Source organism: Streptomyces venezuelae, assembly GCF_008642275.1.
In the GTDB taxonomy this organism is placed as follows: Bacteria; Actinomycetota; Actinomycetes; order Streptomycetales; family Streptomycetaceae; genus Streptomyces; species Streptomyces venezuelae_E.
On record NZ_CP029189.1, the window covers coordinates 1,582,608 to 1,594,922 of the forward strand.

Genomic DNA, 12,315 nt, shown 5'->3' on the forward strand with positions numbered 1-12,315 from the left:
CGCACGCGTCGGCCCTGGCTTCGGCTGCGGCCGGAGCCAGGGCCGGAGCCGGAGCCGGACTCAGCCGACGGCCCGCGCCGCCGCGCGGCCCGCCGCCCGGCCCGAGAAGATGCACCCGCCGAGGAAGGTGCCCTCCAGGGCCCGGTACCCGTGGACCCCGCCACCGCCGAATCCGGCCGCCTCGCCCGCCGCGTAGACGCCCGGCAGCGGTTCGCCGGACGCGGTCAGGACGCGTGAGGAGAGGTCGGTCTCCAGGCCGCCCAGGGACTTGCGGGTCAGGATCGAGAGGCGTACGGCGATCAGCGGTCCGGCCCCGGGGTCCAGGATCCGGTGCGGCGCGGCCGTACGGATCAGCTTGTCGCCGAGGTACCGGCGTGCCCCGTGGATGGCGGTGACCTGGAGGTCCTTGGTGAACGGGTTGGCGATCTCCCGGTCGCGGGCCACGATCTCGCCGCGGACGGTGGCCTCGTCGAGGAGGTCCTCCTTCGTGACCGCGTTCATCCCGCGGACCAGGGCGGACAGGTCCCGCTCGACGACGAAGTCGGCCCCGTTGTCCATGAAGGCCCGGACCGGGGCCGGTACGGCCTGGCGCGCGCGGGTGAACACGTCGCGGACCGACTTCCCCGTGAGGTCCGGGTTCTGCTCGGAGCCGGAGAGCGCGAACTCCTTGCCGATGATGCGCTCGTTGAGCACGAACCACGTGTGGTCGTGGCCGGTCTTCATGATGTGGTCGAGGGTGCCGAGGGTGTCGAAGCCCGGGAAGAGCGGCACGGGCAGCCGCTTGCCCGTCGCGTCCAGCCAGAGCGGGGAGGGGCCGGGCAGGATGCGGATGCCGTGCCGGGCCCAGATCGGGTCCCAGTTCTGGATGCCCTCGGTGTAGTGCCACATCCGGTCCTTGTTGATGTGGCTGGCACCCGCCCGCTCCGCGATGCCGAGCATCAGACCGTCGACGTGCGCCGGGACCCCGGAGAGCATCCGCTGCGGCGGGGTGCCGAGCCGGGCCGGCCACTGCGCGCGGACCAGGTCGTGGTTGCCGCCGATGCCACCGCTCGTGACGATCACGGCCTGCGCCCGCAGGGTGAAGGTGCCGGTGGCCTCACGGCTGCTGGCGGTGCCGCGTACGGCGTCGGAGGGTTCCAGGATCTCGCCCGTCACGGTGTCCACGGCGCCGGCCGTGGCGGAGAGCCCGGTGACGCGGTGGCGGAAGGCGAGCCGGACCAGGCCGCGGGCCACGCCGGCCCGTACCCGCCGCTCGAAGGGCTCCACCAGGCCGGGCCCGGTGCCCCAGGTGATGTGGAAGCGGGGTACGGAGTTCCCGTGGCCGTTGGCGTCGTAGCCGCCGCGCTCCGCCCAGCCGACCACCGGGAAGAAGCGGACGCCCTGGGCGTGCAGCCAGGAGCGCTTCTCACCGGCCGCGAAGTCGACGTAGGCCTCGGCCCAGCGACGCGGCCAGGCGTCCTCCTCGCGGTCGAAACCGGCGGTGCCCAGCCAGTCCTGGAGGGCGAGCGCGTGACTGTCCTTGATCCGCATCCGGCGCTGTTCGGGCGAGTCCACGAAGAACAGCCCGCCGAAGGACCAGTGCGCCTGGCCGCCGATGGACCGCTCCGGCTCCTGGTCGAGCAGGATGACCTTGCGGCCCGCGTCGACGAGCTCGGCGGTGGCCACGAGCCCCGCGAGCCCGGCTCCGATCACGATCACGTCTGCGTCGTACGTCATGCGGTTACCCGTCCTCCGTCGATGGTGGGGCAGATCCTTGGCTACGGAGCGGTAACCAGTCAACAGCGGTGATTGGATGACCTGTATGAGTGCCGCAGACGAAGTACTGGACGTGGTGGACCGGGACGACCAGGTCGTCGGGCAGGCCCCGAGGGGCGAGGTGTACGCCCGGGGTCTGCTCCACCGTTGTGTGTTCGTGCAGGCCAGGGACGCGGAGGGGCGGATCTTCGTACACCGGCGGACCGCCTCGAAGCTGGTCTTCCCGGCGCACTACGACATGTTCGTGGGCGGGGTGCTGGGCGCCGGCGAGAGCTACGCCGGGGCCGCGCTGCGCGAGGCCGAGGAGGAGCTGGGGGTGCGGGGGCTGGCGCAGCCGACGCCGCTGTTCAAGTTCCTGTACGAGGGTCCGGGCGGGGCCTGGTGGTCGTACGTGCACGAGGTGCGGTGCGAGCTGCCCGTGGACCCGCAGGTCTCGGAGGTCGACTGGCACGCGTACCTCACGCAGGAGGAGCTGGACCGGCGGGTGGACGGCGGCGAGTGGGCCTGGGTGCCGGACGGGCTGGAGGCGTACCGGCGGCTGCGCGCGCGTCCGGAATCCCGCTTGTAGATTTGTCGGGTGATCGACTTCGTCAAGGACGTGCGCCTCTGGTTCGCACCCTCGCGGCTGAGGGACGAGGGCGAGACCCCGGACTACCGCTTCTCGCTGGCCAACGAACGGACCTTCCTCGCCTGGATCCGGACCTCGCTGGCCCTGGTGGGCGGCGGTTTCGCCGTCGACCAGTTCCTGCCGGACCTGCGCTGGGGGGTACGGGTCGGGATGGCCCTCATGCTGCTCGCGGTGGGCGCGGCCTGTGCGCTGCGTGCGGTGAACCACTGGGTGCGGTGCGAGCGGGCCATGCGGCGGGGCGAGGACCTGCCGCTGTCGCGCTTCCCGGTGCTGCTGAGCCTGGGCGTCGGCCTGGTGGCGGTGTCGATGGTGGTGGTCGTGCTGCTGGGCTGGACGTCGGGGCGGTGAGCACCCCGGGCACGGACCGCGACGCCGGGCTGCAGCCCGAGCGGACCCGGCTCGCGTGGCGGCGTACCACGCTGGCCTCCTCGGTGGTGGCGGTCCTGGCGCTGCGGCAGGCGCTGCGCGGGACGGGCGCGCCGGTGGAGCTCGCCGGGGCGGCGGCCATCGCACTGATCTGGCTGGCGTTCCTGTGGGTGGCCCACCGGCGGATCCGGGCCCTGGCGGCCGCCCGGCCCCGGGAACTCGCGCCGCGGGCGGCCCTGGCGGTGGTGGCGTGCACCGTGGCACTGGCGGTCTTCGCGGTGACGGTGATTCTCTGAGCGGCCGGCCGGTGTGATGATCGCGCTTCGCCGCGCCACTGCGACAGAACGGGCGATACCCGGCAATTCACACTAACCTCGGCGCCATGACGACCCTGCACCACGAACACCCCACGCACCAGCACACGCACGGCACGGACTGCGGGCACCGGGCGGTCGAGCACGGCGACCACGTCGACTACGCCCACGACGGCCATCTGCACCGGGAGCACTCGGGGCACTGGGACGAGTGCGAGCCCAGCGGTCACACCACGCACGACGGCCACGCGCACGCGCACGGAACGGACTGCGGGCACGAGTCGGTCCGGCACGGCGATCACGTGGACTACCTGCACGACGGGCACCGGCACGCGGAGCACGACGGACACTACGACGACCACTGACCCGATGACGGGCCGGACTGCCGGCCGGACCGCAGGCCGGACCACCGGCTGAAGGTCCGGTCGGGAGCAGCGGCACCCGCCCTCCCCCGGTGCGGCAGCGGCTGGCAGGATGCCGACCGTCCGTCAGAACGACCCGGGGAGAGCGCAGATGTCCGTCGAAGAGCCCTACCTCGTCCAGCCCGCGCCGGGGGTGTACGCCTACGTCCAGCCGGACGGCGGCTGGTGCCTCAACAACGCCGGATTCGTGACCGGCGGGGGCCGCACCCTGCTCGTGGACACGGCCGCGACCGAGCGGCGGGCGCTGGCCCTGCGCGACGCGGTCGTGGCGGCCGGGGCGCCGCTTCCCCGCACCGTGGTCAACACCCACCACCACGGCGACCACACGTACGGGAACGGCGTCTTCGCCCCCGGCGCCGTGATCCTCGGGCACGACAACGCGCGCTCCGAGCAGCTCGCGGCCGGGCACCAGCTGGAGCTGATCTGGCCCGGCACGGACTTCGGCGCGATCGACATCGTCCCGCCCGACCTCACCTACAGCGACCGGGCGACCCTGCACATCGGCGACACGGAGGTCCGGGTCGTCCACCCGGGTGTCGCGCACACCACCGGGGACTCGGTCGTGTGGCTGCCCGAGCGGCGGGTGGTGTTCACCGGCGACCTCGTCTTCGCCGGGGGGACGCCGTTCCTGGCGATGGGCTCCCTCGCCGGCTCGCTGCGGGCGCTGGAGCTGCTGCGTTCACTGGACGCGGAGACGGTCGTACCGGGCCACGGGCCCCTGACCGACCCCTCGGCCTACGACTCCACCGAGCGCTACCTGCGGTACGTGGCCGAGCTCGCCCGGGAGGGGCGTGCGAAGGGCCTGTCCCCGCTGGAGGTGGCCCGGCAGGCCGATCTCGGCGAGTTCGGCTCCTGGCGGGAGAGCGAGCGGCTCGTGGCGAACGTGCACCGGGCGTACGCGGAACTGGCCGGGCGGCCGGAGGGTGCGCCGCTGGACATCCTGGCGGTCCTGAGGGACATGACCGTCATGAACGGCGGAACACCGATCCTCTGCCACGCCTGAGGTCACCCGGGGTCACGTGACGCCGTCCGGAGCGGTCCGCCGCCGCCTGACGGCACCGGACGCCGCCGGGCGGGGAGTTTTCCTTCGCCCGCACTCTGGACGACATACCGACTGGTCGGCATGATGGCTGGCGGCGGTGCGCCGAAGCACCGCCGTTCTTCCCCTCGACGACTCTCGCACGGAGGTGCGCACCATGACCTCAGCCCCGGCCGACCCGCGCGGCCTGGATCTGGAGCGGCTGCGCGGTCATCTCGACCGGGCCCGGCCGGGACTCGTGGCCGGGGCGCTGCGCGGCCGGCTCATCGAGGGCGGCCGGTCGAATCTCACGTACGAGATCACCGACGGGACCGCCCGCTGGGTGGTCCGCCGGCCGCCGCTGGGCCACGTACTGGCCACCGCGCACGACATGCGGCGCGAGCACCGGGTGATCGAGGCGCTGCACGGCACGGCCGTGCCGGTGCCCGAGCCGGTGCTGCTGTGCGAGGACGAGGCCGTCCTCGGGGCGCCGTTCTACGTCATGGAGTTCGTGGACGGGGTGCCGTACAGGACGGCCGAGCAGCTCGCCGCGATCGGCCCGGAGCGCACCCGGCGGGCGGTGCTGGGACTGGTCGACACCCTGGTCGACCTCCACGCGGTGGACCCGCAGGCGGTGGGCCTGGGCGACTTCGGCCGGCCCGAGGGCTTCCTGGACCGGCAGCTGCGCCGCTGGGGCAAGCAGCTCGCGGCCTCCCGGGGCCGCGAGCTCGCCGGGATCGACGAGCTGCACGGCGCGCTCGGCCGGACGCTGCCCGACTCCCCCGCCCCGACCGTGGTGCACGGGGACTTCCGGCTCGACAACGTCCTGATCGGCGGATCCCCGTCCGGCACCGACACCATCCGGGCGGTGCTGGACTGGGAGATGTCCACGCTCGGGGATCCGCTGACCGACCTCGGGCTGCTGGTGATGTACAGCTCGGACCTGGGCCTGACCGGATCGCCGGTCAGTACGACGAGCGGGGCGCCGGGCCATCCGACGCCGGCCGAACTCGTCGAGCGGTACGCCGCCCGCTCGGGCCGGGACACCGGGGCCATCGCCTGGTACACGGCCTTCGCCTGGTTCAAGCTCGCCGTGATCCTCGAAGGCATCCACTACCGCTACACGCTGGGACAGACCGTCGGGGCGGGCTTCGACCGGATCGGCGAGCTGGTCCCGGTCTTCATCGAGCACGGACTGACCACTCTCCAGGACCGCCAGGACCGCCAGGACCGCCAGGAAGGCTGAGGCACTCACCGATGGATTTCGCATTCGACACCCGGACCGAGGAACTCCGCGAGCGGCTGCTCGCGTTCATGGAGGAGTACGTCTACCCGGCGGAGCCCGTCGCCGCCGAGCAGCGCGCACGGCTGGCCTCGCCCTGGGACACCCCGGCCGTCTTCGGTGAGCTGAAGGCCGAGGCGCGCCGCCAGGGACTGTGGAACCTCTTCTTCGTGGACCAGCACGGCCTGCCGGACGCAGGGCACGGCGCGGGGCTGACCAACCTCCAGTACGCGCCGCTCGCCGAGATCACCGGCCGCAGCCCGCACCTGGCGCCCATGGCGACGAACTGCGCGGCCCCGGACACCGGGAACATGGAGCTGCTCGCGCAGTTCGGGAGCGAGGAGCAGAAGAAGCGGTGGCTGGAGCCGCTGCTGGCCGGCGAGATCCGCTCCGCGTTCGCGATGACGGAGCCCGAGGTGGCCTCCTCGGACGCGACGAACGTCGAGACGCGGATCGAACGCTCGGCGGACGGCGGGGAGTACGTGGTCACGGGCCGCAAGTGGTTCATCTCCGGGGCGATGAACCCGGACTGCGCGGTCTTCATCGTGATGGGCAAGACCGACCCGGAGGGCGCCGATCCGCGCCGCCAGCAGTCGATGATCCTGGTCCCCCGGGACACCCCGGGCGTCGAGGTGCGCCGGGCCATGACGGTGTACGGGTACGAGGACCACGACCACGGCGGCCACGCCGAGGTCGTGTTCGACGGCGCGCGGGTCCCGGCGGCGAACCTGATCGGCGAGGAGGGCGGCGGTTTCGCCATCGCGCAGGCGCGGCTCGGCCCGGGCCGCATCCACCACTGCATGCGGCTGATCGGGATGGCGGAGCGGGCCATCGAGCTGATGTGCCGGCGCGCGGTGGAACGTACCGCCTTCGGCAAGCCGCTGGCCGCCCAGGGCGTCGTGCAGAACTGGATTGCCGACGCCCGGGTGACGGTGGAGCAGCTACGGCTGCTGGTGCTGAAGACGGCCTGGCTGATGGACACGGTCGGCAACCGCGGCGCGCACACCGAGATCCAGGCCATCAAGATCGCGACCCCGCGGGCGGTGGTGCGGATCCTGGACGACGCGGTGCAGCTGCACGGCGCCGGCGGGGTCAGCCAGGACTTCCCGCTGGCCGGACTGTGGGCGGCGGCGCGGACCCTGCGCCTGGCCGACGGACCGGACGAGGTGCACCAGCGGTCCCTGGCGCGGCGGGAGTTGAAGCGGTTCGCGGCCGGTCGCCCGTGAACGTGTGGGAATCGTGCGGGAGTTCAAGCGAACCTGTGTACGAGGTGAAGGCGGCGCGGGGAACCCTTTAAGAAACCTTGTTGAACAACCCCATATCCCCAAAGTGTCCTTGATTTGCGCCTGTCAATCGGAACAGGGTTCTCCAGAAGGTCTGACGCCCCCAACGTCAACACGAGGAGAACCCTCCAGATGGCAACTCACAAGCGCTCGCGCGGTTTCCGGTACGCGGCAGTCGGCACGGGAGCGGCCACGGCGGCTGCCGTGGCCCTGCTCGCCACCCCCCTCGCGGGAGCGGCGACACCGCCCGAAGGCACGGTGTACGGCCTCGGCGCACCCGGCGCGATCAGCGGGAGTTACGTCGTCATACTCGACGCATCCGCGAACAAGGAACAGCTCGCCCGCAAGTACGGCGGCGAGCTGAAGCGCTCCTACGGCTCCGGGGTCAACGGTTTTTCGGCCGCCGGACTGAGCGAGACGGAGGCCAAGCGGCTCGCCGCGGACCCGGCCGTCGGCAAGGTCGTGCAGAACAAGAAGTTCACCATCAACACCACCCAGCCCAACCCGCCCTCGTGGGGGCTGGACCGGATCGACCAGACCGCACAGGCGGGCGACAAGAAGTACACCTACCCCGACGGCGGCGGTGAGGGCGTGACGGCGTACGTCATCGACACCGGCGTACGCACCACGCACAAGGACTTCGGCGGCCGCGCCACGTCCGGGTTCGACGCGGTGGACAACGACGACAGCGCCGACGACGGCAACGGCCACGGCACGCACGTGGCCGGCACCATCGCGGGGACCTCGCACGGGGTCGCCAAGAAGGCGAAGGTGGTCGCGGTGCGGGTGCTGGACGACAACGGCTCCGGCAGCACCGAGCAGGTCGTGGCCGGGATCGACTGGGTCACGCAGAACCACAAGGGGCCCTCGGTGGCCAACATGAGCCTGGGCGGCGGCGCCGACGAGGCCCTCGACGAGGCGGTGCGCCGGGCCGTGGCCTCGGGCGTCACCTTCACCGTGGCGGCGGGCAACGAGTCGGCCGACGCTGGCCAGGGCTCGCCGTCCCGGGTCACGGAGGCCATCACGGTGGCGTCGAGCACGATCGACGACGAGCAGTCCTCGTTCTCGAACTTCGGCTCCGTGGTGGACCTGTACGCGCCGGGCTCGGACATCACGTCCGCCTGGAACGACAGCGACACCGGGACGAAGACCATCTCGGGCACGTCCATGGCGGCTCCGCACGCGGCCGGTGCCGCGGCGCTCTACCTGGCGGGACACCCGTCCGCGACTCCGGCGCAGGCAGCCGCGGCACTGACGGGCGCGGCCACCTCGGGGGCGGTCACCAACCCGTCGGCGGGCACGGCGAACAAGCTCCTGAAGATCGCCGAGTAGCCGTGGCAGCCGTGGCTCCCTAGCCCGGTGAGAGGCCTTCCCGTCGTGCGGACCAGGGGGATCCGTACGACGGGAGGGCCTTGTTCGCGCTGCCGGCGGTGCCCCTACTCTTCCGCCATGAACATGCTCGGTGCGCGGCTGCTGCCGCTGGTCCTGCTGGCCGTGACGGCCCTGAACGGCTGCTCCCTGATCCCGCCCTACGCAAGCTGCGAGGGCACCGGCGCGGCCCTGGCCGAGCTCGACGCGCTGCCGGTCCTCGCTCTGCGCCCGGCGCGGGCCGTGCCCGTCGAAGGCGGGACGGCGACCACGGCGCACTGCGTCGACGACACGGCCGGCGCCTGGCTGGACGCCCGGCGGCTGTACGCGTACGACGGGAGCCGGGAGGAGGTGCTGGAGTACTACGCCCGGGAAGCACCCGCGGCCGGATGGCGCCCGCCGGGCCGGTTCGCAGAGGCCCGGACCCTCGGTTTTTCCGTCTTCTGCTTCGAGTCCCGCGAGCAGCCGAGCCTCACGCTCGCCTTCGAACGACCGGAACAACTGCGCGAACTCGACGGCCTGCAGCTGGACCCGGGGCCCGGCGGACCGGGCTCCCGGATCTGGTTCTCGCTGTCCGTCGAGGCGGAGACCGACGGCTCCCGGATGGACTGCTGACGAGACCTACGGGCGCAGCGCGCGCAGCAGCAGGTCGGCGAGGTGGTCGGCGACCTGCTGCGGGGTGAGCGGGCCGTCCGCCCGGTACCACGTGGACAGGTGGTGGACGGACCCGAAGTGGTAGTCCACCACCAGGTCGGCGGGGGTGGCGCTGGAGAACACACCCGTACTCTGGCCCTCCTCGACCAGTGCCCGGAAGCGCTCGTGGTAGCGCCGGCGCTCCGCCCGCACCTGCCTGGACTTCTCCGGGCTGAGCTGGTGCATCGACCGGAAGAAGATCATCGCGTCGTCGAGGTTCTCGATGGTCGTGACGACCACGTCGGCGGCCGCGGTGCGCAGCCGCTCCTCGACGGGGGCGTCGGAATCGGCCACCGCGTCCAGGCGCTGCTGCTGGAGCCGCAGCATCCGCGCGTACACCTCGTGGAGCAGGTCGTCCTTCGATCCGAAGTAGTGGTAGAGCGCGCCCTTCGTGACACCGGCCGCCTCGACGATCTCCTGGACCGAGGTGCGGTCGTAGCCGCGCTCGGCGAAGAGCCGGGTGGCGACGGCCAGCAGCCGCTGCGGTACCGGTGCCTCGTGCGTGCCTGCGGGTTCCGTGGTGCGTGCCGCCATGGCGCTGGCCTTCCCTTCCTCGTGCCTGCCCTGGTCGCTGCGACCAGCTGTACGACCGTCCGACTGTTTTCAGCCGCGATCGCGCAGTTCCCGTCGCAGGATCTTGCCACTGGTCGTCTTCGGAAGGACAGGCAGGATCTCGACCTGGCGCGGGTACTTGTACGCGGCGATGCGCTCGGCACAGTGGGCGGCGAGCTCCGCGGGCTCCACCGAGGTGCCGGGACGCAGGCTCACGTACGCCTTCACGCTCTCCCCGCGGTACGGGTCGGGGACGCCGACGACGGCGGCCTCCCGGACGGCGGGGTGGGTGTAGAGCACGTCCTCGACCTCCCGCGGCCAGACCTTGAAGCCGGAGGCGTTGATCATGTCCTTCTTGCGGTCGACGACGTAGAGCCAGCCGTCGGGGTCCATGAATCCGACGTCGCCGGTCCGCAGTTCGCCGCCGGGGAAGGCCTCGGCGGACTCCGCGGGCAGACCCCAGTAGCCGGGTACCACCTGGGGGCCGCGCACGGCGATCTCGCCGGTCTCTCCGAAGGGGACCTCGGCGCCCTGCTCGTCGAGGATGCGGACGACGGTGTCGGCGCCGGGCAGACCCACGGAGAGGGTGCCGGAGGCCGGGTCGACGGGGGCCTCCAGGTGCACGGGCACGCTGGCGCACGGGGCGGTGCACTCGGTGAGGCCGTAGCCGTTGCGCAGGTAGAAGCCGAAGGAGGTGCGCAGGCGCTCGACGAGCGCGGGCGGCAGCGGGGCACCGCCGGAGGAGATCACCTGGAAGGACGCGAAATGGTCCGGGGTGACCCCGGGGTGGGCGGCCAGGGCCATGAAGGCGGTGGCCGGGCCGACCGTGTAGGCCGGGCGGTGTTCGAGGAAGGCGTCGAGGACGACGCCGGCGTCGAAGCGGTGCGCGAGGACCAGGGTGCCGGCGTTGACCAGGCAGGCGGCGAGCTCGCAGACCATGCCGGTGATGTGGAAGAGGGGCGCGAGGGCGAAGTAGCCGGCGCCCTCGGCGAGGGGGTGGGAGGTCACCTGCCGGACGGCGTTGTAGGTGAGCGCGCCGTGCGGGTTCATCGCGCCCTTGGGGGTGCCGGTGGTGCCGGAGGTGTAGCTGATGAGGGCGGTGTCGGCGGCGGTCAGGGACGGGTCGTCCGGCGCGGGCCACCCGCCGTGGGCGACGGTGAGGAGGTCGGCGGTGCGCGGGCCGTCGGCGGGGCCGTCGCCGGTGTCCGGCTCGCTCGGCCGCTCCCGGCCCGGGGCCGCGGCCGGGGCGTCCGCCTGGGCGGGCACGAGAGGCCGGGAGGGGGCGGGGGCCGGGGTCGGCCCGGCCGCCGGGCCGAAGACCCGGGGGTCGTCACGCGTCTGGAAGTCCGGGGCCGAGGCGGTCAGCACGGCTCGTACGGCGGAATCCCGCACGGCCTCGCCCAGGTAGGCCGCCCAGGATCCGCCGTCGCAGACCAGCGCGGCGGCGCCGGAGTCGCGGAGGATGTGCCCGACCTCACCGGCCTTGTACATGGGGTTGAGCGGGACGACGACGGCCCCGGCCTTCCATGCCGCGAGGACGGCGAGCACGAAGTGCGGGGTGTTCTGCAGCATCACGGCGACCCGGTCCCCCCTGCGGATACCGCGCGCCGCGAGGTGGCCGGCGACGGAGTCGGAGAGCGCGTCGGCCTCCGCGTAGCGGATCCGGCCGTCGAAGTAGGCGAGGGCGGTCCGTTCGGGGGCCCGGGCGACGGCGTCCCGGAAGGCGTGCAGCACGGTGGGCGGCGGCGCTACGGGCGCCCGCTGGGCCGGGGCCAGCAGCCCGAGCCAGGGCCTGGCCTCGTACCGGGAGGTGCCGCAGGCGTACCGGGGGGCGGTCACCGGGTCTCCCATTTCTGCTGAAGGTGGTTCATACCGCTCAGCCAGCGGTCCGGCTCGGTGGCGCGGGCGGCGTAGAAATCGGCCACCTCGGGGTGCGGGAGGATCAAGAACCGGCCCTTCTCCATGCCGTCGAACAACGCGTCCGCGACCGCTTCCGGCTCGATCGCGGTCGGCGCGAGGACGAGTTCGCCCGCCGAGCCCGCGGCGGTCAGCATGTCGGTGCGCACCCCTTGCGGGCAGATGGCGTGGACCTGGACCCCGCGGTGGCGGTAGGTCAGCGAGAGCCATTCTGCGAAGGCGAGCGCACCGTGCTTGGTGACACTGTACGGGGCCGCTCCGATCATGGTCAGGAGCCCGGCGGCCGAGACGGTGGACACGAAGCGGCCGGTCCCCCGCTCCAGCCAGTCGGGCAGCAGCAGTCGGGCGGCGCGTACGTGGGCCATGACGTTGGTGTCCCAGGCCGCTTCCCAGACGGCCTCGTCGGCGAAGGCGCCGCCGCCCGAGGCGAGCCCGGCGTTGGCGCAGTAGACGTCGACCGTGCCACCGAGGGCCTCGCGGGCCTCGGACACGATCGCCGAGGCGTCACCCGGAACCGGGATCGCCCGGGGGCCGACGGCGGCCGCGACCGCGGCGGCCTTGGCCGGGTCGAGGTCGTTGACCACCACCGTGGCGCCCTCGGCCGCGAAGCGGTGTGCGAGGGCGGCGCCGATGCCGCCGCCCGCGCCGGTGACGACGACTCGCTGGTCCTGGTACGCGTTCACGGGGTCCACCTCTCGTGCGGCCGGATGCCGGATC

General features: G+C 72.8%; 13 protein-coding genes. 9 read left to right on the forward strand and 4 right to left on the reverse strand.

Features of this window, described 5'->3' with window-relative positions; genetic code table 11:
* Positions 1-60: 60 nt before the first annotated feature.
* Complete coding sequence (locus DEJ51_RS06525) at positions 61-1,716, reverse strand: FAD-binding dehydrogenase (protein WP_150256730.1); 1,656 nt, start codon at positions 1,714-1,716, stop codon at positions 61-63.
* A gap of 85 nt (positions 1,717-1,801) precedes the next feature.
* Between DEJ51_RS06525 and DEJ51_RS06530 the strand changes: the two genes are divergently transcribed.
* From DEJ51_RS06530 to DEJ51_RS06570, 9 genes are all read left to right on the forward strand, one after another.
* Entirely contained in the window at positions 1,802-2,323 is a 522-nt protein-coding gene (locus DEJ51_RS06530) for an NUDIX domain-containing protein (RefSeq protein ID WP_150256731.1), read from the forward strand.
* Positions 2,324-2,332: 9 nt separating this feature from the next.
* A complete protein-coding gene (locus DEJ51_RS06535; protein WP_150256732.1) occupies positions 2,333-2,731 on the forward strand; it encodes a YidH family protein in 399 nt (132 codons plus the stop codon).
* Positions 2,728-3,045 (forward strand): DUF202 domain-containing protein, encoded by a 318-nt coding sequence (locus tag DEJ51_RS06540; RefSeq protein WP_150256733.1) that lies wholly within the window; start codon positions 2,728-2,730, stop codon positions 3,043-3,045. Before DEJ51_RS06535 ends, DEJ51_RS06540 begins: the two co-directional genes overlap by 4 nt.
* 86 nt (positions 3,046-3,131) lie before the next feature.
* A complete protein-coding gene (locus DEJ51_RS06545) occupies positions 3,132-3,428 on the forward strand; it encodes a hypothetical protein (RefSeq protein WP_150256734.1) in 297 nt (98 codons plus the stop codon).
* Between the two features lie 148 nt (positions 3,429-3,576).
* Complete coding sequence (locus DEJ51_RS06550; protein ID WP_150256735.1) at positions 3,577-4,488, forward strand: MBL fold metallo-hydrolase; 912 nt, start codon at positions 3,577-3,579, stop codon at positions 4,486-4,488.
* A gap of 193 nt (positions 4,489-4,681) precedes the next feature.
* Positions 4,682-5,749 carry a phosphotransferase family protein gene (locus tag DEJ51_RS06555; RefSeq protein ID WP_150256736.1) on the forward strand — a complete coding sequence of 356 codons (1,068 nt, stop codon included), beginning with the start codon at positions 4,682-4,684 and terminating at the stop codon, positions 5,747-5,749.
* An 11-nt stretch (positions 5,750-5,760) separates the two neighbouring features.
* Positions 5,761-7,011 carry an acyl-CoA dehydrogenase family protein gene (locus DEJ51_RS06560; protein ID WP_150256737.1) on the forward strand — a complete coding sequence of 417 codons (1,251 nt, stop codon included), beginning with the start codon at positions 5,761-5,763 and terminating at the stop codon, positions 7,009-7,011.
* Positions 7,012-7,200: 189 nt separating this feature from the next.
* Entirely contained in the window at positions 7,201-8,400 is a 1,200-nt protein-coding gene (locus tag DEJ51_RS06565; protein WP_150256738.1) for a S8 family peptidase, read from the forward strand.
* A gap of 117 nt (positions 8,401-8,517) precedes the next feature.
* The gene (locus DEJ51_RS06570; RefSeq protein ID WP_150256739.1) at positions 8,518-9,051 is read left to right on the forward strand and encodes a hypothetical protein; all 534 of its coding nucleotides are present in this window, start codon (positions 8,518-8,520) and stop codon (positions 9,049-9,051) included.
* A 6-nt stretch (positions 9,052-9,057) separates the two neighbouring features.
* Here the strand turns inward: DEJ51_RS06570 and DEJ51_RS06575 are convergent, their stop codons facing one another.
* The 3 genes from DEJ51_RS06575 to DEJ51_RS06585 all read right to left on the reverse strand — a co-directional run bounded on the left by DEJ51_RS06575 (position 9,058) and on the right by DEJ51_RS06585 (position 12,281).
* Positions 9,058-9,663 carry a TetR/AcrR family transcriptional regulator gene (locus DEJ51_RS06575; protein ID WP_150256740.1) on the reverse strand — a complete coding sequence of 202 codons (606 nt, stop codon included), beginning with the start codon at positions 9,661-9,663 and terminating at the stop codon, positions 9,058-9,060.
* A gap of 69 nt (positions 9,664-9,732) precedes the next feature.
* Complete coding sequence (locus DEJ51_RS06580) at positions 9,733-11,532, reverse strand: class I adenylate-forming enzyme family protein (protein ID WP_150256741.1); 1,800 nt, start codon at positions 11,530-11,532, stop codon at positions 9,733-9,735.
* Positions 11,517-12,281: an SDR family oxidoreductase gene (locus tag DEJ51_RS06585; RefSeq protein ID WP_150256742.1), complete on the reverse strand. Its 765-nt coding sequence runs from the start codon at positions 12,279-12,281 to the stop codon at positions 11,517-11,519. The genes DEJ51_RS06580 and DEJ51_RS06585 overlap by 16 nt, the downstream gene beginning before the upstream one ends.
* Positions 12,282-12,315 lie beyond the last annotated feature (34 nt).

Excerpts from the sequence above, each read along its gene's own strand:
- DEJ51_RS06525 (WP_150256730.1), bottom strand. The coding sequence starts at position 1,716 with ATGACGTACGACGCAGACGTGATCGTGATCGGAGCCGGGCTCGCGGGG.
- DEJ51_RS06530 (WP_150256731.1), top strand. The coding sequence starts at position 1,802 with ATGAGTGCCGCAGACGAAGTACTGGACGTGGTGGACCGGGACGACCAG.
- DEJ51_RS06545 (WP_150256734.1), top strand. The coding sequence starts at position 3,132 with ATGACGACCCTGCACCACGAACACCCCACGCACCAGCACACGCACGGC.
- DEJ51_RS06550 (WP_150256735.1), top strand. The coding sequence starts at position 3,577 with ATGTCCGTCGAAGAGCCCTACCTCGTCCAGCCCGCGCCGGGGGTGTAC.
- DEJ51_RS06555 (WP_150256736.1), top strand. The coding sequence starts at position 4,682 with ATGACCTCAGCCCCGGCCGACCCGCGCGGCCTGGATCTGGAGCGGCTG.
- DEJ51_RS06560 (WP_150256737.1), top strand. The coding sequence starts at position 5,761 with ATGGATTTCGCATTCGACACCCGGACCGAGGAACTCCGCGAGCGGCTG.
- DEJ51_RS06565 (WP_150256738.1), top strand. The coding sequence starts at position 7,201 with ATGGCAACTCACAAGCGCTCGCGCGGTTTCCGGTACGCGGCAGTCGGC.
- DEJ51_RS06570 (WP_150256739.1), top strand. The coding sequence starts at position 8,518 with ATGAACATGCTCGGTGCGCGGCTGCTGCCGCTGGTCCTGCTGGCCGTG.
- DEJ51_RS06575 (WP_150256740.1), bottom strand. The coding sequence starts at position 9,663 with ATGGCGGCACGCACCACGGAACCCGCAGGCACGCACGAGGCACCGGTA.
- DEJ51_RS06580 (WP_150256741.1), bottom strand. The coding sequence starts at position 11,532 with ATGGGAGACCCGGTGACCGCCCCCCGGTACGCCTGCGGCACCTCCCGG.